The sequence below is a fragment of the Bradyrhizobium sp. Leaf396 genome (assembly GCF_001424605.1).
Taxonomy (GTDB): Bacteria; Pseudomonadota; Alphaproteobacteria; order Rhizobiales; family Xanthobacteraceae; genus Bradyrhizobium; species Bradyrhizobium japonicum_C.
The window spans coordinates 247986-269120 of record NZ_LMQJ01000034.1 but is presented as its reverse complement, the minus strand read 5'-3'; the positions used below and the strand labels follow the sequence as shown (position 1 = coordinate 269120).

Annotated in this window: 16 protein-coding genes; 9 read left to right on the top strand and 7 right to left on the bottom strand. The window is 63.3% G+C overall.

Annotation, left to right across the window (positions count from 1 at the left end):
* Positions 1-8: 8 nt before the first annotated feature.
* Both ASG57_RS25945 and ASG57_RS25940 read right to left on the bottom strand, forming a co-directional pair.
* Positions 9-929, bottom strand: a complete 921-nt coding sequence (locus tag ASG57_RS25945; RefSeq protein ID WP_024336974.1) for a response regulator — start codon at positions 927-929, stop codon at positions 9-11.
* Positions 919-4290 carry a hybrid sensor histidine kinase/response regulator gene (locus ASG57_RS25940; protein ID WP_024336975.1) on the bottom strand — a complete coding sequence of 1124 codons (3372 nt, stop codon included), beginning with the start codon at positions 4288-4290 and terminating at the stop codon, positions 919-921. Before ASG57_RS25940 ends, ASG57_RS25945 begins: the two co-directional genes overlap by 11 nt.
* A gap of 171 nt (positions 4291-4461) precedes the next feature.
* On the opposite strand from ASG57_RS25940, the gene urtA reads away from it, so the two are divergent.
* From urtA to ASG57_RS25900, 8 genes are all read left to right on the top strand, one after another.
* Positions 4462-5721 carry an urea ABC transporter substrate-binding protein gene (gene urtA, locus ASG57_RS25935; RefSeq protein WP_024336976.1) on the top strand — a complete coding sequence of 420 codons (1260 nt, stop codon included), beginning with the start codon at positions 4462-4464 and terminating at the stop codon, positions 5719-5721.
* Positions 5722-5854: 133 nt separating this feature from the next.
* On the top strand, positions 5855-6781 hold the full coding sequence (gene urtB, locus ASG57_RS25930) for an urea ABC transporter permease subunit UrtB (protein ID WP_024336977.1): 927 nt from the start codon (positions 5855-5857) through the stop codon (positions 6779-6781).
* A 17-nt stretch (positions 6782-6798) separates the two neighbouring features.
* On the top strand, positions 6799-7941 hold the full coding sequence (urtC, locus tag ASG57_RS25925; protein WP_057198090.1) for an urea ABC transporter permease subunit UrtC: 1143 nt from the start codon (positions 6799-6801) through the stop codon (positions 7939-7941).
* Between the two features lie 10 nt (positions 7942-7951).
* On the top strand, positions 7952-8707 hold the full coding sequence (gene urtD, locus ASG57_RS25920; protein ID WP_024336979.1) for an urea ABC transporter ATP-binding protein UrtD: 756 nt from the start codon (positions 7952-7954) through the stop codon (positions 8705-8707).
* A gap of 223 nt (positions 8708-8930) precedes the next feature.
* Positions 8931-9620, top strand: coding sequence for an urea ABC transporter ATP-binding subunit UrtE (gene urtE, locus ASG57_RS25915; RefSeq protein WP_024336980.1), 690 nt, complete (start codon positions 8931-8933; stop codon positions 9618-9620).
* Positions 9621-9648: 28 nt separating this feature from the next.
* The gene (gene fmdA / locus ASG57_RS25910) at positions 9649-10878 is read left to right on the top strand and encodes a formamidase (RefSeq protein WP_024336981.1); all 1230 of its coding nucleotides are present in this window, start codon (positions 9649-9651) and stop codon (positions 10876-10878) included.
* A 95-nt stretch (positions 10879-10973) separates the two neighbouring features.
* On the top strand, positions 10974-11351 hold the full coding sequence (locus ASG57_RS25905) for an FmdB family zinc ribbon protein (RefSeq protein ID WP_057198088.1): 378 nt from the start codon (positions 10974-10976) through the stop codon (positions 11349-11351).
* A 45-nt stretch (positions 11352-11396) separates the two neighbouring features.
* Complete coding sequence (locus ASG57_RS25900) at positions 11397-12437, top strand: aliphatic amidase (protein WP_024336983.1); 1041 nt, start codon at positions 11397-11399, stop codon at positions 12435-12437.
* A gap of 66 nt (positions 12438-12503) precedes the next feature.
* On the opposite strand, the gene ASG57_RS25895 is transcribed toward ASG57_RS25900, so the two are convergent.
* From ASG57_RS25895 to ASG57_RS25880, 4 genes are all read right to left on the bottom strand, one after another.
* Entirely contained in the window at positions 12504-13325 is an 822-nt protein-coding gene (locus tag ASG57_RS25895; protein WP_057198086.1) for an MlaD family protein, read from the bottom strand.
* Between the two features lie 146 nt (positions 13326-13471).
* Complete coding sequence (locus tag ASG57_RS25890) at positions 13472-15688, bottom strand: acetate--CoA ligase family protein (protein ID WP_057198084.1); 2217 nt, start codon at positions 15686-15688, stop codon at positions 13472-13474.
* Between the two features lie 141 nt (positions 15689-15829).
* Entirely contained in the window at positions 15830-16399 is a 570-nt protein-coding gene (locus ASG57_RS25885; protein WP_057198229.1) for a class GN sortase, read from the bottom strand.
* 139 nt (positions 16400-16538) lie between these two features.
* Positions 16539-18800 (bottom strand): marine proteobacterial sortase target protein, encoded by a 2262-nt coding sequence (locus ASG57_RS25880; protein ID WP_057198082.1) that lies wholly within the window; start codon positions 18798-18800, stop codon positions 16539-16541.
* A gap of 187 nt (positions 18801-18987) precedes the next feature.
* Here ASG57_RS25880 and ASG57_RS25875 point away from each other — a divergent pair, with 187 nt between their 5' ends.
* Entirely contained in the window at positions 18988-19758 is a 771-nt protein-coding gene (locus ASG57_RS25875) for a helix-turn-helix domain-containing protein (protein ID WP_057198079.1), read from the top strand.
* 80 nt (positions 19759-19838) lie between these two features.
* Here ASG57_RS25875 and ASG57_RS25870 read toward each other — a convergent pair whose 3' ends face one another.
* Positions 19839-21062: an ABC transporter substrate-binding protein gene (locus ASG57_RS25870; protein WP_024336988.1), complete on the bottom strand. Its 1224-nt coding sequence runs from the start codon at positions 21060-21062 to the stop codon at positions 19839-19841.
* Positions 21063-21135: the final 73 nt, after the last annotated feature.

Below are 21135 nucleotides of genomic sequence, written 5' to 3'. Positions count from 1 at the left end.
ACCACAGCTCACGAATTCCTCCGCGTCGCATTCGTCGCAATCGCCGCTGCAGCCGTCCGGTTTTCCACGCCGAGCTTGGCGTAGATCTGCTCGAGATGCTTGTCGACCGTGCGCGGGCTGAGGCCCAGAATTTGCGCGATGTCGCGGTTGGTCTTGCCCTTGCTGAGCCAGGCCAGCACCTCGCCCTCCCGGGTGGTGAGGCCCAGCTCGCTCGTGAATTCGGGCGGCAGCGCGGTGCCGGATTCCCGGGAGAGCCGCAGCAGGAACTCGTTTGGCGCGGTTTCGCCCATGTAGTAGAGCCGAAGCTGCGGATTGTCGGGCAACGAAGCTCCCGGAGACTTCGCGCTGCCCTTGGCCTTGGCCTGCTCGAGCCATTGCAGCAGCGCCGGCGGCAGCACGAAGTCGTCCGCTTGCGCGCCGTGATGATCGGACAGCAGCTTCTGAGCCTGCGGCGTCGCCCAGAGCACGTGGCCCTGGCGGTTGACCGCGAACAGAAATCGGCCGGAGACGTCGAGTGCGGCGCGTGCGCTCTGGGTCAGCCGGGCATTGCCGAGATGGACGCGAATGCGCGCCAGCATCTCCTCGATCACGATCGGCTTGGTCACGTAGTCGACACCACCGGCCTCCAGTCCACGCACGATATGCTCGGTCTCGGCAAGACCAGTCATGAAGATCACGGGGACATTGGCAAGACCGGCATCGCGCTTGAGCCGGCGGCAGGTCTCGAAACCGTCGATGCCAGGCATTACGGCATCGAGTAGCACGATGTCCGGCGTGATCTGATCGATGATCCGCATCGCGGCGGCACCGTCGAGCGCCACCATGACCGTCATGCCGGCGCCGTCGAGCGCGTCTGTGAGCAGCCGTAGCGTCTCCGGGGAATCGTCGACAACGAGCGCGACGTCGCGCTTCTTCGACTCAATGTTCATGCGCGTGCAACGTCTTCAATGTAGCCATATATCGATCGAGATCGAAGCGATCGACCAGCGAGCGCATCTGTGCGACGAAGTCGGCATGCTCCGGATGCTCGGTGCCGATCTCGTCCAGCTTCAATTGGATGCCCTTGACATAGCCGAGCTGACCGAGCCCGATCAGCGCCTCGATGTGCCGCGCCGGCGGCTTTGACCCGGTCTCGGCACGCCATAGCGGCATCGGAACCTCATACGAACCGTATTGCCACTCAATCTTGAGGAGCTGGCGGATCGTCTCCAGGAGGCGTGGGATGTCGATCGGCTTCATCAGGTAGCCGTCGTGGAAGGGCTGCGCCAACGGCGCTCCGTGGGCCTCCAACGCACTTGCCGACACCATCAGGATGCGCGCCTGGTGATGGCCGCTCTCGCGCAACGCCTCGGCAACGGCCCAGCCGTCCATGGTTGGCATCGAGATGTCGAGCAGGAACAGATCGGGGCGGCAATGCTGCGCCAGCGCAAGACAGCCCGCACCATCGGGCGCGCTGAGCAGGATGAAGCCGAGCGGCGTCAGCACCTCGCGCAGGAGGTCGCGGTGCACGGGGTCATCGTCGGTGACGAGGATGGTCTTGCGGGCGCCGTGATAGCCGGAGACCGGCGCCTCCACCGGCGCGATGCGCTGGGGATTGGTGACCTCGGAGAGCAGGATCTTGACCTTGAACGTCGAGCCAGCGCCGACGGTGCTCGTCACCTTGATGTCACCGCCCATCACGCCGGCGAGCAGCCGGCTGATGGTTAGTCCAAGGCCGGTGCCGGTCTGCGGCTGCGAGACGCCAATCTCGCCGCGTTCGAAGGGCGCGAAGATGCGTTCGAGATCGTCGCCCCGGATGCCGGGGCCGGTGTCGATTACCTCGAATTCTGCGACCGGACTGCGGTAGTGCACCACGAATTGCACGCTGCCCGACTGCGTGAACTTGATGGCGTTCGAGAGCAGGTTGATCAGCACCTGACGCAGCCGCTTCTCGTCGGCATAGACCACGCGCGGCAGATGCGGCGGCCGCCTGAACACGAAGTCGATGCCCTTGGCTGCGGCCTGGAGGCGGAACATGCCGACGAGCTGGTCGAGAAATTCGCTGAGCCGCACCTCGTCGCGCGACAGATACAGCCGCCCTGCCTCGATCTTGGAGATGTCTAGGATGCCGTCGATCAGGCCGGAGAGATGGTCGGCGCTACGGCGGACGACGCGGACCTGGTCGCGCGGCTTGGCGCCAAGCGTCGTGTCCTGCTCGAGCAGCTGGGCATAGCCGCTGATCGCGTTCAGCGGTGAGCGCAGCTCGTGGCTCAGGCCCACCACGTACCGGCTCTTGGCGAGGTTGGCCGATTCGGCAACCTCCTTGGCCCGCTGGAGCTCCGCATCCGTGCGCTTGTGCGCGTCGATCTCCTGGATCAGCAGCGCGGTCTGACGCCGCGTCTCGGCTTCTGCGGCCCGGCGGCTCTGTTGCGCCAGCACGAACAGCCATGCAACCACGCCGATGATGATGCTGAGTGAGAAGAACACCTTCCAGAGCACGTCGGAAACCAGCGCATTCTCGCCATGCACGCTTGCTGAAGTCTGCAGATAGATCAGCCCCAGCACCAGCGCGACCAGGCCGGCTGAGATCACGAACACGCCGATATAATGGCCGACCTGCGAGTTGATCCGGGCGTAGATCGGCTGCGGCATCAGCTTTCCCAGCGCTTCAGACACCTGCGCCTGGAACCTCGCGTGAGGCTTGCAAAGGTCGTGGCAGCGCGCGTCCAGCGAACAGCAGAGCGAGCAGATCGGCCCCGCATAGGCTGGACAGGAGGCCATGTCCTCCGGCTCGAATGAGTGCTCGCAGATGCAGCACTGGATCGCTTCGATATTCTGCCAGCTCCGCTTCGGCTTGCGTGCAATGTAGTACCTGCCGTCTGTCGCCCAGGCGATCAGCGGCGCGGCGAAGAAGGCGGCCGCAAGTGCGATGAAGGCCGACAGCGCCTTCGCGGTGGGTCCGAACAGGCCGTAGAACGCGCTGATGGAGACGATGGTCGCCAATGTCATCGCGCCGACGCCGACCGGATTGACGTCGTAGAGGTGCGCGCGCTTGAACTCGATCTGCTGTGGTCGCAATCCAAGCGGCTTGTTGACGACGAGGTCGGCGACCAGTGCGCCGACCCAGGCGATCGCGACGTTCGAATAGAGCGCCAGAGTTTGCTCCAGCGCCTTGTAGACGCCGATCTCCATCAGCAGCAGCGCCACGATGACGTTGAAGACCAGCCAGACCACGCGTCCGGGATGGCTGTGGGTCAGGCGCGAGAAGAAATTCGACCAGGCGATCGAGCCGGCATAGGCATTCGTGACGTTGATCTTGACTTGCGACAGGATCACGAACGTGCCGGTCAACGCCAGCGCGAGCTCGGGCTGCGACAGCACATAGCGGAACGCTTCGAGATACATGTGCGCCGGCTCGGCGGCCTCCTCGGGCGGCACGCCGTGGCTGAGTGCGAAGAAGGCCAGAAACGAGCCGGCCAGGAGCTTCAGCGCGCCAAGTACGATCCAGCCCGGTCCTGCGCTCATCAGCGCGATCCACCAGGAGACCCTCGAAGCGCGGCGATCGCGCGGCAGGAAGCGCAGGAAATCCACCTGTTCACCGATTTGCGCGACCAGCGAGAACACGACCGAGGCGGCAACGCCGAACAGCAACAGGTCGAAATGTCCGTTGAGGTCGCCGTGGTCGCCCGAGAACTTGCGCCACTCCGTAAATGAGTTCGGGTTATGCCAGGCGATAGCCGCGAACGGGATGATGTGAAGGATCACCCACAGCGGCTGCGTCCACAATTGGAAGCGGCTGATCAGCGTGATGCCGTAGGCCACCAGCGGTATGATCACGACGGCGCTGACGAGATAGCCGACCGGCCGCGGAATCCCGAAGCACATCTCGAGCGCGGATGCGAGAATCACGGCTTCGATGGCGAAGAAGATGAAGGTAAAGGACGCGTAGATCAGCGAGGTGACGGTCGAGCCGATATAGCCGAATCCGGCCCCTCGCGTCAGCAGGTCGATGTCGATGCCGCATTTGGCGGCATAGTACGCGATCGGCACGCCGCAGCAAAAGATGATCAGAGAGACCACGAGGATGGCGGCGGTCGCATTGGTGACGCCATAGTTCAGGGTGATGGTGCCTCCGATCGCCTCCATCGCCAGGAACGAGATCGCGCCCAGCGCGGTGTTGGCGACCCGGGCGGCGGACCAGCGGCGCGCGCTCTTCGCCGTGAAGCGCAGCGCGTAGTCTTCCAGCGTCTGGTTGGCGACCCATTGGTTGTACTGGCGCCTGACGCGGTCTATTCGCTGCCGCCCTGCCACGCTTTACCCCACTTCCGATACCGGCCCGGAGCCCTCGCAAATTCCGTACCAGAAGCCTACGTCGGCATTTTGCGGTGCAGTATACGCGATCTTGCGTATGCTTGAGCTGCATGAATTCGAGCCATCCTCACGGCACCAAACGCGTGTTCTCGAACAAAAGTGGGGGTGCTCATGTCAGACGAAGCAAACAAAGGCCCGTTGTCGCCGCTCCGGCGCAAGTTGCTGATGGGGATGGCGGCCGTGCCGGCCATCACGATGCTGCCGCGGGCGTCCTTTGCACAGGCGCCGGCGACCTCGGCGGTCAACACCACCGGCCTTGCCGTCACCGACACCGAGGTCACGGTCGGCATCCTGCATTCGGCGACCGGCACCATGGCGATCTCCGAGACCGGCTCGATCCAGGCCGAGAAGCTCGCGATCGAGCAGATCAATGCCGCGGGCGGCGTGCTCGGCCGCAAGATCAAGTTCATCCAGGAGGACGGCGCTTCGGACTGGCCGACCTTCGCCGAGAAGGCGAAAAAGCTCCTCGTCAACGACAAGGTCGCGGCGATCATGGGCTGCTGGACCTCGGCCTCCCGCAAGGCGGTGCTGCCGGTCGTCGAGCAATATAACGGCATGCTCTACTACCCGACCTTCTACGAAGGCCTCGAGCAATCCAAGAACGTGATCTACACCGGCCAGGAGGCGACCCAGCAAATTCTGGCGGGTCTCAACTGGATCGCCAAGGAGAAGGGCGCCAAGTCCTTCTTCTTCATCGGCTCGGACTACATCTGGCCGCGCACCTCCAACAAGATCGCCCGCAAGCATGTCGAGAACGTGCTCAAGGGCAAGGTCGTCGGCGAGGAATATTATGCGCTCGGCTCGACGCAGTTCAACTCCGTCATCAACAAGATCAAGCTGACCAAGCCGGACGTGATCTTCACCGACGTCGTCGGCGGCTCCAACGTCGCGTTCTACAAGCAGCTCAAGGCGGCCGGCATCGACCTTTCGAAGCAGCCGCTGCTCACGATCTCGGTGACAGAGGACGAGATCGACGGTATCGGCGGCGAGAACATCGCAGGCGCGTATGCCTGCATGAAGTACTTCCAGTCGCTCGACAACCCGAACAACAAGGCTTTCGTCTCGGCGTTCAAGAAGATGTGGGGCGAGAAGACCGTGATCGGAGATGTCACCCAGGCTGCGTATCTCGGCCCGTGGCTGTGGAAGCTCACCGTCGAGAAAGCCGGCTCCTTCGACGTGGACAAGATCGCCGCCGCCTCGCCGGGCGTCGAGTTCAAGGGGGCGCCGGAAGGCTATGTGCGCATCCACGAGAACCATCACCTCTGGTCGAAGACGCGGGTTGGCCGCGCCAAGCTCGATGGCCAGTTCGAGCTGATCTACGAGACCGCCGACCTGGTCGAGCCGGATCCGTTCCCGAAGGGCTACCAGTAAGGGCCGCGGCTTCCGCCGCACTTTCCCTCACGACAAAACCGCTCCCTGGCGTGGATTGCAAGTCCATGCCCAAGACCCCGCGTCGCGACTCTGCATCGCGACGCGGGACCCTTACCCCCGACGGAGGATATCGATGTTCGGCGACTACTCGCTTGGTGATCTTGGCTCGATCTTCGTCATGCAGGGCTTTGCCGGGCTGATCCTGTTCTCGGTCTACGTGCTGATGGCGCTCGGTCTCGCGATCATCTTCGGCCAGATGGGCGTCATCAACATGGCCCATGGCGAGTTCATGATCCTCGGGGCCTACGTCACCTGGATGACTTCGAATTTCTTCCAGTCCTATTTGCCGAGCCTGTTCAGCGGCTACTTCTTCCTCGCGATGATTCTGGCCTTCTTCGCCTCCGGCGCGCTGGGGATGTTGGTGGAGTGGGTGCTGATACGGCACCTTTACAAGCGCCCGCTCGATACGCTGCTGGCCACCTGGGGTCTCAGCCTGATGCTGCAGCAGGCCTATCGCTCCGTGTTCGGCGCGCGCGAGGTCGGCGTCGAGCTGCCGCAGTGGATGCTCGGCTCGCTGCGCGTCACCGACAGCATCGAGGTGCCCATCAACGGCATATTCGTGATGGGCCTCACCGTGCTGATTACCATTTCCGTCGCCTACGTTCTCTACATGTCGCGCTGGGGCCGCCAGGTGCGCGCGGTCGTGCAAAACCGCATCATGGCCGGCGCGGTCGGCATCAACACCGAGAAGGTCGATCGCTACACTTTCGGGCTCGGCTGCGGCATCGCGGGCGTCGCCGGCAGCGCCTTCACCATGATCGGCTCGACCGGGCCGACGTCGGGACAGCTCTACATCGTGGACACATTCCTGGTCGTCGTGTTCGGCGGCGCCGCCAGCCTGCTCGGCACCATCGCCTCCGCCTTCTCGATCTCGCAGACGCAATCGACCCTCGAATTCTTTATGTCGGGCTCGATGGCCAAGGTGCTCACGCTGCTCGCCGTCGTCGGCATCCTGATGCTGCGGCCGCAGGGTCTCTTCGCCCTCAAAGTCCGCAAATAACGAGAAGCAGGCAAGTCATGATCATCAACTCACGCTTCTTCAATCGATCCGAGCTCATGGGCTTCATTGCCCTGGCGGTGGTGCTGTTCGTGATCCTGCCGCTGACCCTCGACGTGTTCCGCCTCAATCTGGTCGCGAAATACCTGACCTACGCCTTCGTCGCGATCGGCCTCGTGCTGTGCTGGGGCTATGGCGGCATCTTGAGCCTGGGGCAGGGCGTGTTCTTCGGCCTCGGCGGCTATTGCATGGCGATGTTCCTCAAGCTCGAGGCCTCCAGCGTCGAGAACACCAAGATCCAGTCGACGCCCGGCATCCCCGATTTCATGGACTGGAATCAGATCACGGCACTGCCCTTCTTCTGGCAGCCGTTTCACAGCCTCACCTTCACCATCCTCGCCATCGTCCTGGTACCTGGCCTGTTCGCCCTGATCATCGGCACCGCGATGTTCAAGCGTCGCGTCGGCGGCACCTATTTCGCGATCATCACCCAGGCCGTCGCCGCCATTCTAACCATCCTGATCGTCGGTCAGCAGGGCTATACCGGCGGCATCAACGGCATGACCGACCTGCGCACGCTCAAGGGTTGGGACATCCGGCCCGACCATGCCAAGATCATCCTCTACTTCGTCGAGGTGGTGCTGCTGTTCGCCTGCATCGGCATCGCGCAGTTCATCCGCCTGACCAAGCTTGGCCGCATCCTGGTCGCCATGCGCGAGCAGGAAGACCGTGTCCGCTTCTCCGGCTATAGCGTGGCCAACTTCAAGATCTTCGCTTTCTGCATGGCCGCGGTCTTCGCCGCGATCGGCGGTGCCATGTTCGCGCTCAATGTCGGTTTCATGTCGCCATCCTTCGTCGGCATCGTGCCGTCGATCGAGATGGTGATCTACACCGCGGTCGGCGGACGGATGTCGATCTTCGGCGCGATATGGGGGGCGATCCTGGTCAACTTCGCCAAGACCAGCCTCTCTGAATCCTTCCCGCAGCTCTGGCTGTTCGGCCTTGGCGCGCTGTTCATCGCGGTCGTGCTCGCCTTCCCGAACGGCTTGTCCGGGCTGTGGGCAGACTACGTGCAGCCCCGCATCGACCGGCTGTTCGCCTCGCGCAAGGCGAAGGCGGGCTGGAACGGCAATTCGGTCGCCGACAGCGCACCGGCAGAGTGAGGAGATCGTCATGCTCGTCGGACATCAGCCCAAGGATTTCCTGCTCGCGGTCTCCGGACTGACCGTCTCGTTCGACGGGTTCAAGGCGGTCAACGATCTCTCCTTCTACGTCGAGGAGAACGAGATCCGGGTCATCATCGGCCCCAATGGCGCCGGCAAGACCACGGTGCTCGACCTGATCTGCGGCAAGACCAAGGCGACCTCGGGCTCGATCCAGTTTCGTGGCAAGGAGCTCACGAAGATGAAGGAGAACGAGATCGTGCAAACCGGCGTCGGACGCAAGTTCCAGACGCCGTCGGTGTTCGAGGACCTCACCGTGTTCGAGAACCTCGAGATCTCGTTCCCGCGCGGTCGCACCGTGTTCGGTTCGCTGACCTTTCAGCGCGATCAGTTGGTGAAGGACCGGGTCGAGGAGGTCGCCGAGATGATCTTCCTCAAGGACAGGCTCAACACCTATGCCGACGAGCTCAGCCATGGCCAGAAGCAGTGGCTCGAGATCGGCATGCTGCTGATCCAGGATCCGGACTTGCTGATGCTCGACGAGCCCGTCGCCGGCATGAGCGTGTCCGAACGCGCCAAGACCGCCGAGCTGCTCAACCGCATCATCAAGAACCGTTCGGTGCTGGTGATCGAGCACGACATGAAATTCGTCGAGGATATCGCGCACAAGGTCACCGTGCTGCACCAGGGCCAGATCCTTTCGGAGGGGACGATGGAGAAGGTCAAGAATGACCCCAAGGTCGTCGAAGTCTATCTGGGGCATTGAGAGATGGCGAAATCGAGTGAGCTAGTCGCGGCTCGGACGGTGCACCTCTCTCCTTGTGGGAGAGGTCCGACCGCGCAAGCGATCCGGGTGAGAGGTATCTCTCCGCGCATCAGACCGCCGTTCGTATTCGCAGATGTGGACCCCTCATCCGTCGCGGGCTTCGCCCGAGCCACCTTCTCCCACAAGGGGAGAAGGAAGGCATACCGAGCCTAGGAGCGCACCGATGCTGGCAATTTCCGATCTCCACGTCGCCTACGGCCAGAGCGAGGTGCTGCACGGGCTCAATGTCAAGGTCGCGCCCAACGAGATCGTCGCGATCATGGGCCGCAACGGCATGGGCAAGACCACGCTGATGAAGTCGCTGATGGGCATTCTGCCCGCGAAGAGCGGCTCGGTGAGCATGGATGGCGCCGAGCTCGGCAATCTCAAGAGCTACGAGCGCGTCGCCAAGGGCCTCGCCTATGTGCCGCAGGGTCGCATGATCTTCTCCACCATGACGGTGAAGGAGAACATCGAGACAGGCCTCGTCGTGTCCGGTGGATCGGAGGTGCCGGACGATATCTACGAACTGTTCCCGGTGCTGCTGGAGATGAAAGGCCGCCGCGGCGGCAATCTCTCCGGCGGTCAGCAGCAACAGCTCGCCATTGCCCGCGCACTCGCGACCAAGCCGAAGGTGCTGCTGCTGGACGAGCCGACCGAAGGCATCCAGCCCTCCATCATCAAGGAGATGGCGCGCACCTTGAAGCGCATCCGCGACGAGAAGGGTCTTTCGATCGTCGTGTCCGAGCAGGTGCTGAGCTTTGCGCTCGATATCGCCGACCGCGTGCTGGTGATCGAGAACGGCGAGATCGTGCGCGACGATCCGCGCGACGCCGTCGATGCCGCACAGGTCTCGAAATATCTGTCCGTCTAACCAACCGTAGTCAAAGGGGAGCCTCTCGATGCCAGAGACACTGATCAAGGTCGATCTCACCAAGTCGGCCTATGAAAACGACATGGTGCACAACCGCTGGCACCCCGACATTCCGATCGTGGCGTGGGTCAATCCTGGCGACGATTTCATCATCGAGACCTATGACTGGACCGGCGGCTTCATCAAGAACAACGATTCCGCCGACGACGTCCGCGACATTGATCTGTCGATCGTGCACTTCCTCTCGGGTCCGATCGGCGTCAAGGGTGCCGAGCCCGGCGACCTTCTTGTCGTCGATCTGCTCGATGTCGGCCCGCTCAAGGAGAGCCTGTGGGGGTTCAACGGCTTCTTCTCCAAGCAGAACGGCGGCGGCTTCCTGACCGATCATTTCCCGCTGGCGCAGAAGTCGATCTGGGACATCAAGGGTCTCTATACCTCCTCCCGCCACGTGCCCGGCGTCAATTTTGCCGGCTTGATCCATCCCGGCCTGATCGGCTGTCTGCCCGATCCGAAGATGCTGGAGACCTGGAACAAGCGCGAGGCCGAACTGATCTCGACCAATCCGACCCGCGTGCCTGGTCTGGCCAATCCGCCCTTCGCGGCAACCGCCCATGGCGGCCGCGCCAAGGGAGACGTGAAGGCCAAGATCGGCGCCGAAGGTGCGCGCACCGTCCCGCCGCGCGAGCATGGCGGCAATTGCGACATCAAGGACCTCTCGCGCGGCTCGAAGATCTACTTCCCGGTCTACGTGCCCGGCGCCGGCCTCTCGATGGGCGATTTGCACTTCAGCCAGGGCGACGGCGAGATCACCTTCTGTGGTGCGATCGAGATGGCCGGCTGGCTGCACCTGAAGGTCGAGGTGATCAAGGATGGCATGTCGAAATACGGCATCAAGAATCCGATCTTCAAGCCGTCGCCGATCACGCCGAACTACAAGGATTATCTCATCTTCGAAGGCATCTCGGTCGACGAGGCCGGCAAGCAGCATTACCTCGACGTCCATATCGCCTATCGCCAGGCCTGTCTCAACGCCATCGAGTATCTGAAGAAGTTCGGCTATTCCGGCGCCCAGGCCTATTCGATCCTCGGTACTGCGCCGTGCCAGGGCCACATTTCCGGCGTCGTCGACGTGCCCAACGCCTGCGCCACGCTGTGGCTGCCGACGGAGATATTCGACTTCGACGTCATGCCGTCGGCGGCGGGCCCGATCAAGCACATCACCGGCGACATCCAGATGCCGATCTCTCCGGACAAGTAATCCCTGCGCGAGGGGATGCGGGACGGCCGGCGTTTCGTCCGTCCTGCATCAACCGCCAGGTGTGTTGAACAGGCAAGATGCGTGGGGATGATGCGATGCCAGTCTACGAATATCTCTGTGACGATTGCGGACCTTTCAAGGACCTGCGTCCGATGGCGGAGTGCGACGATCCGCAAGCCTGCCCGCATTGCGAGACGCTGGCGCCACGGGTGATCCTGACCGCACCGAATTTCTTCTGCATGCCGGCCGACAGGCGCAAGGCGCACGCGGTCAACGAGCGCAGCACGCACGCACCGCAGACGCTGGCACAATACAAGGCCTCGCATGGCCCCGGTTGCGGCTGCTGCTCGACGGGCAAGACCGTCAAGGACAAGGGCGCGACGGACAGGAAAAAGCCCACGCGGTTGGTGACCAAGACCAGGAGCGGCGCCAAGGGTTTTCCGACGGCGCGGCCCTGGATGATCAGCCACTAACCAGACGCGATGACCTCACACGGATAGAAGACAGGAGCGGTCAACATGCTTCACGGCGACATTTCCAGCAGCAATGACACGGTCGGCGTCGCGGTGGTGAACTACAAGATGCCCCGGCTGCATACCAAGGCCGAGGTGCTCGAGAACGCCCGCAAGATCGCCGACATGATCGTGGGCATGAAGGTCGGCCTGCCCGGCATGGATCTCGTGATTTTCCCGGAATATTCCACGCAAGGCATCATGTACGACTCCAAGGAGATGTACGAGACGGCGTCCATGGTGCCGGGCGAGGAAACCGCGATTTTCGCCGAGGCCTGCCGCAAGGCGAAAGTGTGGGGCGTGTTCTCGCTCACCGGTGAACGCCACGAGGAGCATCCGCACAAGGCGCCCTACAACACTCTCATCCTGATGAACGACAAGGGTGAGATCGTGCAGAAGTACCGCAAGATCATGCCCTGGGTCCCGATCGAGGGCTGGTATCCCGGCAATTGCACCTATGTCTCGGAGGGGCCAAAGGGTCTCAAGGTCAGCCTGATCATCTGCGACGACGGCAATTATCCGGAAATCTGGCGCGACTGCGCCATGAAGGGCGCCGAACTGATCGTGCGTTGCCAGGGCTACATGTATCCGGCCAAGGAGCAGCAGGTCATGATCTCCAAGGCGATGGCGTGGGCCAACAACGTCTATGTCGCGGTCGCCAATGCGGCCGGCTTCGACGGCGTCTATTCCTATTTCGGCCATTCCGCCATCATCGGCTTCGACGGCCGCACGCTCGGCGAGTGCGGCGAGGAGGATTACGGCATCCAGTACGCCCAGCTCTCCAAGCATCTGATCCGGGATGCGCGCCGCAACGGTCAGTCCCAGAATCATCTCTACAAGCTGGTCCACCGCGGCTACACCGGCATGATCAATTCCGGTGACAGTCCGCGTGGCGTCGCGGCGTGCCCGTATGACTTCTACAAGAACTGGATCAAGGACCCCGAGGGCACGCGGGACATGGTCGAGGCGATGACCCGCTCGACACCGGGGACCGACGAGTGTCCGATCGATGGCATTCCGAACGGAGCGGCTCCAAGCAATTACTGAGGCATTGCTGCCGCACGTCGCGGGATCGTACGCCGACAGAGCCTTGTGCGCCACGCGTGGGCTGAGCTAGCGCCTCTGCTCCGTAGGCCTGCGCGGTGGTCGCGGCGGCACGGGGGTCCCCGCCATCTTGTTGGCGGTCTCGCTGACATCGAGCAGCGAGCGGCGGATGTCCTCGATGTAGCCCGCCGACTTCTTCTTCATGGTGCCGGCAAGCTCATGCAGTTCCTTGATCTTCTCGAACAGTTCGTCGGCCTTGCCATCGACGAAGCCTGGGACCGCGCCCTCGATCTTCGCGACCGCCTTGTCGAAGCCCGCGAAGGCGCTGTCGACCTTGGCCATGACGGAGTCGATTTCTCCGCCCTTGCTCCTGAGGTCGGCGGTATAGCTCTCGAACGTGTGCAGTCCCTCCTTGATCGCGGGGGCGTTGCTCACGATGGTGCGATCAACATTGTGCAGCGTCTCCACGATGGACTCGGCGTCGCTGAGATCGGCGGTCAATATGGGGATGCCGTCCGCGTCAAGCGGCACCGGCGGTGCGGAGGGGGCGCCGCCGATCAGCGAGATCGCGGCGATGCCGGTGAGACCCTGGAACTCGATGCCTGCGACGGTGTCCTTGCGGATCGGCGCGCTGTTGTCGAGCATCACCAGCGCCACGATCCTGCGGGGACTATCCAGCTTGATCGACTGGATTTGGCCGACCGGTACACCGTCGAAATTGACCGGCCCGCCGCGCCGCAGTCCGCTCGCGGAACCGCCTTCGAACACCACGCGCAATTGGCTGCGGCTCTGGATGGTGCGCCATTTCTGCACGCCGAGCAGGCCGCCGAATGCCACGGCGATCGCCGCCAGCATCGCCGTTCCGATCACAAGATTGCTCGCGCGTGCCATGGAGGGCGATTCTAGGCCCAAAGCGGGGAAGTTGGAAGGAGTTCGCTACGTTAAGTAGGCCGGGTTAGCGAAGCGTAACGCACCGATGCTCATGCGGATGGACCGAGTTGGCGGACGATCCCAGTGGCAATCCTCCCAATGGCACCTCAATGTCCGGCCGCGTGCCTCGCCGCGGCGTTGTTGAGGACGATCAGGGCATCGACCGCCACGCCCGTCCTGGTGTTGATGAGAAACGGGTTGATGTCGACCGAGGCGATCCGGTCGCCGGCGTCTGCGATCAGGTTGGACAGGCCGACCAGCGCCTTTAGCGCCGAGGCTTCGTGCAAGGCCGGCTTGCCGCGATAGCCGCGCATCTTGATGCCGGCCTTGGTGCGGCCGATCAGGAGCTGCGCCTCGGCTTCATCCAGGGGCGCGCCGGCGAGTGCGACGTCCTTCATCAGTTCGATGTCGATGCCGCCGGTCCCGAACAGCACGACGGGCCCCATCTCGGCGTCGAGCGAGGCGCCGATCACGAGCTCCAGCTCCGCCTTGACCTGCTGCGCGATCAGAATGCCGTCGAGCCTCGGCTTGCCCTTGAGCTTCGCTACCCGCGCCGTGATGTCGGCGAACGCCTTTTTCACCTCCGCCGCGCTGTTGATATTCAGGACCACGCCGCCGATGTCGGACTTGTGCAGAATCTCTGCGCTGACGACCTTTGCCACGACCGGGAATCCGATCTGCCTGGCGATCTTCACGGCCTCCGCCGCAGTCTGTGCGATCGCCTCCTTCGAAATCGGGATGCCATAGGCCTTGAGGAGCTTCTTCGAGGCGACCTCGTCGAGCGCGGCGCCGGTCGCCGACCTCAAGGTCTTCTCCAGCACGGCGCGCGCGGCGGGCTTCGAGCTCGAGACGATGTCGGGCACCTCCTTGCGCAGTTTCGCATAGTCGAGCAGCGACTTGATCGCGGTCACCGCGCGGTCGAGGCCCTGCATGACCGCGAGATGCGGCAGCGATTTGCGCAATTCTTTAGTGAATTCAGTGAAACCGATCGACATCGCGCTGATATAGATCACGGGCTTTCCGGCCTTGCTCGCCATATCGTTGACGATACGCAAATTGCGCTCGCGCAGCTCGTGCTGCGCTTTCGGCAGCTCCGCATCGACGATGACGATGTCGATATCGGGGTCGTCGATCATCAGCTTGATCGACTTCATATAGACAGAGGGATCGACGACTGCGGCAAAGCCGGCGTCGAGCGGATTGCCGACGATCGAGCCCGGACCGAGCATCTTCGCCAGCTCGGAGCTGACATGCGCGCTCAGCGGCGCGAAGTTCAAGCCTGCTGCGTAGAAGGCGTCGATCAGCATGCCGCGCTTGCCGCCGGAGAGCGTGACGGCGGCGAGCCGGTCGCCTTTGGGCACGGTCGCGTGAACGAAGCATTCGGTCGTCTCGATCAGTTCGTCGAGCCCGGCGACCCGGATCACGCCCTCGCGCGTGGCAATCGCGTCGAACGTCTCTATCGAGCCCGCGAGCGCGCCGGTATGCGCCATCGCCGCGGCGCGGCCGCCCTCGGACGCGCCGAGCTTGAGGGCGATCACCGGCTTGCTCGCGGCGCGCGCCGCCTTGCAGGCTTCGCGAAAAGCCTTCGTGTTCCGCACGCCTTCGAGGTAGACGACGATCACCTTGATGCTCGGGTCTTCGGCGAAATAGCGCATCAGGTCCGGCGTCTCGAGCCCGGCCTCGTTGCCAGTCGTCACCATGTAGCCGACACCGACGCCGCGATCCTCGAGCGCCTGACGGATCGCCATGACGATGGCGCCGGATTGTCCGGCGATCGCCACCGCGCCCTGTTCCATGGTGACGATACGATCGTCGATATTGGTGAAGAGCTTTTCGCCGGCGCTCAGATTGCCGAGGCAATTCGGCCCGGTGACGGCAAGACCCGTCTCGCGCACGGCCGCCTGCAATTCGGCGGCAAGCTTTTGGCTTTCCTCATCCTGCAGTTCGCTGAAGCCTGAGGTAACGATGGTGGCAGAACGAGCGCCGGCCGCGGCAGCGTCGCGAATTACCTGCACGGCGAAACGTGCAGGCACCAGCACCAGGACGTGATCGGGCTTTTCGGGTAGGCTCGCAAAGTCCTTGTAGCAGGGCACGCCCCAGATGGCTTCGCGCTTGGCGTTGACCGGGTAGAGACCGCCCTCAAATCCGTATTTGACCAGATTGTTCCAGATGCGCTCGGCGTAGTTGCCGGGCTTGTCGGTCGCACCTACCAGCACGATGTTGCGCGGGTGCAGCATGGCGTGGATGCCCTTGACGATGTCACTGGCATCGGGCGGCGGAGACCATGGATGGAACGCGGACGCAGCAGACACCTGGGCTTCCATGGCGTGACCTCACCTGTTGTTCTTCTTGGTTGAGCGCCACTCCGTTCTATGGCGAGTCCTTCGGAGTCGCAACCTCGCGGGCGGTATGCCGCCAGATGGAATGAGCGATCCAGGGCGCGTCTCGTCGATTCGGTAAGCGATCTACCTATCGGCTCCAATCAATGTTGCATGCAGAATGTAGCGCTCGGGACCGGGGGTGACGGCGTCGAACGGCCAGCAGGTCGCGAGAATGAGTTCGTAGCCCTGCGTCGTGGCTTCGATGCCCGATGCATCGAAACGGACCACGGCGGAGGCGTCCGCGCGATAGCGAAAATGTTGACCGTCGCGACGTGTGACGTCGATGACGTCGCCAATGGCAACGTTCCGCAGGAAGCGGAAATGAGTGTCACGATGGGCTGCATAGACGGCAATCCCGCGTTCGCCGGCATCGGCCGTTTGGTGGACGTGGCCGGGTCCAAAAGCGAGGGCCTGTCCGCTGGTGCCTTCCAGCACGATGGCGCTGGCGCCGATCCGCTTGACCTCGATCCGCGCGACCGGCCAGGTGTCAGCCCACGACCATGGCTTGACGGCCTCTCCCGTCGCAACGCTCCGCTCGAACGCCCGCTCCAGCAACACCTGCGCCAGCCAGGCCTTGGCGTGGATGTAAGCGCCGTCGCCGAGCAGGAGGAGGCCGATCAAGGCCAGCACGAGGGGGAAGATGAAGCGGGGCATCTGCTTCTCTTTGGTGGTCATTCCGGGATCGATGCTTCGCATCGCCCCCGAAGCGGCATTTCCCAAAAAGGCGCGCGCGGCCGTTTGCAGGGGACGGGCAGCCGCGCGCGCTGACAGAGGAGTTCGGGGAGCTCCTCTCTCAAGCGGAGTCGGTGAGCAAGGTCCGACGCCGGTTGAACACGAACAGGGTCAAGGCGAGCAGGATCAGGATTGCGCCTGCGAACATCCTGAGCTCGGCCGGAGTTGAGGTTTTGGGCAGGCGGATCGCATCGGGTGCGGCGGGTGCCGGGCGCCTCAGCGCTGGCGGAGTGCCCGCATCGGCGTGGCGTTCGCGCAATTGCGCCGGGACCTGCGGCCGTTCGCCGAAGATCTTCTCGAAGTCCCAGCCCGCCGGCAGGTTGATCGGCAATTCTTCGAGCTTGAGCGGCGCGCCTTCGGGCCGGCTCGGCGTCTTGTCGACCGCAACGAGGCTGGTGAGCCGCGTGACGATCTGGTGATCGAGCGCCAGCGCCAGGATCGTCTTGTCGGCGTTCTCCGGCGACGTCTCGCGCAGCGTGCGCGCCACTTCCGCATCAGCGATCTTGCGCCTGGCCCAGAGCTTGGAGAGGCCCTTGCCTTCGGCGGCGTTTTGCAGCGGCAACGTTACCGTCCAGGGGCGGTCGCCGACGCGGCCCTTGATCTCGAGCGAGCCTGCGAGCTTGTCGAGTTTCGCCGCCAGCACCAACGGCTCGTCGCGATAGACGTCGGGAATGATCGCGGGAGTGACATCGGCGGTGGCTTCGGAGAACCTTGCGGTGAGGCCGGTCACGGCCGGGTTCTCCAGCTTGGCGAACAGACCGCGCATGCGCTCCTCCACCTGCTCGACGGAGCCGATGTGGGTGAAGGCACCGCGGCCGAGCTCGGCGGCGCGTGTCATCAGATAGGTGTTGGGCGCGGAACCGATGCCGACCATGAACACGCGCGAGCGGCCGCGCATCGCCGTGATCGTCTCGAACAATTGCTGCTCGTTGCCGATCGCGCCGTCTGTCAGGAACACGATCTGACGAACCATGTCGGTGCCGCCCAGCTTGTCGGTGAGGGCCGCGCGCATTGCCGGCACCATCTCGGTGCCGCCCCGCGCCTGCAAGGCGCTGACGAAGGAGGTCGCCTCACCGACATGCGCGGCATCCGCCGGCACGGAAGCCGGAAACAGCACGTCCATGGTGTCGTCGAAGCGGATGACGTTGAAGCGGTCATTCGGCTGCAGGCGACCGAGAGCATAAAGGAGGCTCGCTTTGGCCTGAACGATGGACGTGCCGCCCATCGAGCCCGAATTGTCGATCACGAACACCACCTCGCGCGCCGGCGGCTTGCGCGCCGCCTGGTCCGCGCCAGGCGGGGTGACGAAGGCGAGCAGGTAGTCGGCATCGCCGATCCGCTCGTGGAACAGGCCGACCGAAGGCGCCTTCTCCGCGGCCGGTTTCCAGGTCAGTTCAAAGTCGCGGTCGGCGGGGACTGCGCCGTCGGAAAGCGTGACGATGCGCGTAGCGCTGTCCGGACTCTCGACCCTGACGTTATGATGGTGGCTCTTGATATCGCCGAGTGGGAAGCCAGCCTTCAGGCGCACGGTGATGCTGGTCGGATTGACCGGCGCATGTTTTGCGGGATCCAGCACCTCCGGCGAAATACGCTCACGATCCGGAACCGGATCTGACGTCGCTGCGCCCCAGCCGGAGCCGTCCCTGCGGAAGTCGACGCTCTGCACGATCGGTGCCGGATTGTAGCGCGGTCCGACCACGAGCGGCAGGCGCAACGAATATTCCCTGCCGGATTGATGCACCGGCTCCTGGTACTCGATCTGAACCAGCACGGTTTCGCCAGGCCCGATATTGGCCACCGAGTTGGTGAAGATGTTCGGTCGTTCCTGCTCGGTAAGGGCGGCCTTCCGGCCGGTGCGGCGCGCCTCCTCGTAGATCACGCGCGCCTGCTGCCGCTCCTTGATGTTGCCGATGATGACGCGGTCGCCGACCACCATCTTCAGCGTATCGACGGCGCCGCCGGTCGCGAGCGGATAGACGTAAGTCGCCTCGACCCAGTCCTTGCTCGTGTTGCGGAAGACCTGCGTGACACGGGCGCGCAGCGTCGGGCCGGACACCGTGATGTCAACGTCGGTGCCGAGGCGGACTGCTTCGGCATACGCGCCGTCTTCCTTCAGGAGCAGGGTACCAGACCTTGCATCGCCGGGCTGGAGCAGACTGGCCTGTTCGGTCGTTGCCGACAAACTTGTCCCGAAGCTCACCAGCAGGGCGATGAAGGCGACCAGCATCACCGCAACGCCTTGCGCGAGGAGGAACAATCCGACCTTGATGAGACGACTCAACAAGGGGTGCTCGTCGCTATCGGCCGTGTCGTAGGTGTCCATTTGCATTGCTCCCGAAGCATGTTCTGCTAGCCCTCAGCATCGGTTCGGAGAGGCTGATCTCGCGAGCAGAATGATCGGCAATGTTCCGCCGCGCCCGGCCCGGGCTCGTTTGTCGGGGACGGTCATGTGCGGTTTTGTGCTGGTTTGTCCGCCCTGCTAGAATGGCGCTGCTGGAGCAGGGCTAACGATGCAGACGCAGGATAAAGTCACCGACAAGCAGCTTACGGACGAGCAAAGCCGCGAGATTGCCGAGACCATTCGCGAGGAGCTCGCCAGACGGCGGATCTCCCGGCAGGCGCTGGCCGAGCAGGCCAAGCTCAGCCTGTCGACGCTGGAAAAGGTGCTTGGCGGCCGACGGCCGTTCACGCTCGCGACCACGGTCCGGCTGGAGCAGGCACTCGGCGTCTCCCTGCGCAGAAGCGCAGTCATGGTGACGCCTCTGGCCGCGAGCGATGTCGCGCCCGACAGCCTCGGCTCCTATGCGCATCGCGCGGTCACCTGGCTCGAGGACGTCTATGTCACCCTGCGGCCCTCGTTCGGCGACAAGGATGCGATCTTTGCCTATCGCACCGAGATCGTGTGGGAGCCGAAGGTCTCGTCGCTGGTCTTTCGGGAGGGCGATCGGACCGATGCCGCCTACGAGCATACCGGCGAAGTCGCCGTTCCCCATCAGTCCGGCTTCATCTACCTCGTCATCATCAAGCACGGCCAGCACCGCGTGATCACGGTGTCGCGGCCGACGGTTTCCGGCGAGATGTACGGCATCATCTCGACGCTCCGCGCCGGGCCCGGTTCGCAGCTCACGCCGATCGCTGCGCCCATTGCCTATGTGCCGCTCAGGAACATCCCGAACCCGTCCTTGGGGCGCGTCGCGCCCGACGACGGCAACTACGCCCTGTATCGAAAGCATTTGCGTCGGACGGTGGAAGAGCCCTTTGCGCTCTTCCTGCCGGCATAGCCTGGCTCCGAGATCACCTGCACAAAAAAGATAGCGGCCTTCCGGCCGCTATCTGGGTTGGTTAATTCAGCTGATGCGAGCTAGCCGCCCGTTTCCGCGCTGATGATATCACCGAACAGCTCCCACTGGCCGGCCTTGAAGCGGATCATCTTGAGCTGCTCGATCGGCGCGAAGTCGTTGGGACCGGTGTTGATCTTGATACCTGGAATCAACGTGTCGGGCGCAAAGTCCTTCAGGCTCGCGGCCTGCTTCATCACGTTCTCCCGCGTCAGGTTGTCGCCGCACTGCTTCAAGGTCTGGACCAGGGTCTGCGCGGCGGCATAGCCGTAGACGATGTTGGTGTCGGCGACGTTGGCGCCCGGCATGTACTTGTCGACGAAGGCGAGAAACTTCTTCATGCCCTCGTCGTCCTTCCATTGCGGGTCCGATGCGTCCTTCAGATAGCTCGCCGACAGCACGCCTTCCGACGCGTCGAGCCCGGCAGGCTTCATCACTGCGCCGATCGAGATCGAGACGTCCGTCATCACGTGCATAGGCCTCCATTCGAGCTCGGCGATCTTCTTGATCGCCTGCGCGGCAAATTTCGGCGTCGAGATGTTGACGAACACGTTGGCGCCGGTGCCCTTCAGCTTGACGATGTGGGAATCGATCGACGGCTCGGTGGTCTCATAGCTCTCCTCCGCGACGATCAGCGAGGAGGCCTTCTCGCCAAAGATCTCCTTGATGCCGGCGACGTAATCCTTGCCGAAATCGTCATTGGCATAGAAGATCGCGACCTTGGCATCGGGCTTGGCCTGGAGGATGTACTTGGCGAAGATCCGCGCCTCGACCCGGTAGCTTGGCTGGAAGCCCATGGTCCAGGGAAAGCCCTTCGGGTCGTTCCATTTGCTGGCACCCGTGGCCAGGAAGAGCTGCGGCACTTTCTTCGCGTTGTGATATTTCTGCACGGCCGTCTGTGTCGGCGTGCCCAGCGCGTTGAAGACCAGAAATACCTCGTCGCTCTCGATCAGCTTGCGCACCTGCTCCACGGTCTTGGGCGGCGAATAGCCGTCATCATAGGAGATCCAGTTGATCTTGCGCCCGTTGATGCCGCCCTGGTCATTGATCATCTTGAAATAGGCTTCCTCGGTCTTGCCGATGATGCCGTAGGCGGAAGCCGGACCGGAATAGGCTTCGACATTGCCGATCTTGATCTCGGTGTCGCTGGCGCCGGTGTCGTACTTCTTCTGCGCAAAGGCGCTTTGAGCCGAGAGCAAGGTCAGGGCCGTTGCCGCCGCGAGCAGGGCGATTTTCTTGTTCTTCATGGAAATTCCTTGGAGTTTCTTGTTGAGTAGGCAGGCACGTCAAAAGAAAAGCGCCCCGCGAGGGGCGCTTCGA

Bases quoted from the DNA above. Each gene is read 5' to 3' on its own strand.
- ASG57_RS25945 (WP_024336974.1), bottom strand. From the start codon at position 929: ATGAACATTGAGTCGAAGAAGCGCGACGTCGCGCTCGTTGTCGACGAT.
- urtA (WP_024336976.1), top strand. From the start codon at position 4,462: ATGTCAGACGAAGCAAACAAAGGCCCGTTGTCGCCGCTCCGGCGCAAG.
- urtB (WP_024336977.1), top strand. From the start codon at position 5,855: ATGTTCGGCGACTACTCGCTTGGTGATCTTGGCTCGATCTTCGTCATG.
- urtC (WP_057198090.1), top strand. From the start codon at position 6,799: ATGATCATCAACTCACGCTTCTTCAATCGATCCGAGCTCATGGGCTTC.
- urtD (WP_024336979.1), top strand. From the start codon at position 7,952: ATGCTCGTCGGACATCAGCCCAAGGATTTCCTGCTCGCGGTCTCCGGA.
- urtE (WP_024336980.1), top strand. From the start codon at position 8,931: ATGCTGGCAATTTCCGATCTCCACGTCGCCTACGGCCAGAGCGAGGTG.
- fmdA (WP_024336981.1), top strand. From the start codon at position 9,649: ATGCCAGAGACACTGATCAAGGTCGATCTCACCAAGTCGGCCTATGAA.
- ASG57_RS25905 (WP_057198088.1), top strand. From the start codon at position 10,974: ATGCCAGTCTACGAATATCTCTGTGACGATTGCGGACCTTTCAAGGAC.
- ASG57_RS25900 (WP_024336983.1), top strand. From the start codon at position 11,397: ATGCTTCACGGCGACATTTCCAGCAGCAATGACACGGTCGGCGTCGCG.
- ASG57_RS25895 (WP_057198086.1), bottom strand. From the start codon at position 13,325: ATGGCACGCGCGAGCAATCTTGTGATCGGAACGGCGATGCTGGCGGCG.
- ASG57_RS25890 (WP_057198084.1), bottom strand. From the start codon at position 15,688: ATGGAAGCCCAGGTGTCTGCTGCGTCCGCGTTCCATCCATGGTCTCCG.
- ASG57_RS25885 (WP_057198229.1), bottom strand. From the start codon at position 16,399: ATGCCCCGCTTCATCTTCCCCCTCGTGCTGGCCTTGATCGGCCTCCTC.
- ASG57_RS25880 (WP_057198082.1), bottom strand. From the start codon at position 18,800: ATGGACACCTACGACACGGCCGATAGCGACGAGCACCCCTTGTTGAGT.
- ASG57_RS25875 (WP_057198079.1), top strand. From the start codon at position 18,988: ATGCAGACGCAGGATAAAGTCACCGACAAGCAGCTTACGGACGAGCAA.
- ASG57_RS25870 (WP_024336988.1), bottom strand. From the start codon at position 21,062: ATGAAGAACAAGAAAATCGCCCTGCTCGCGGCGGCAACGGCCCTGACC.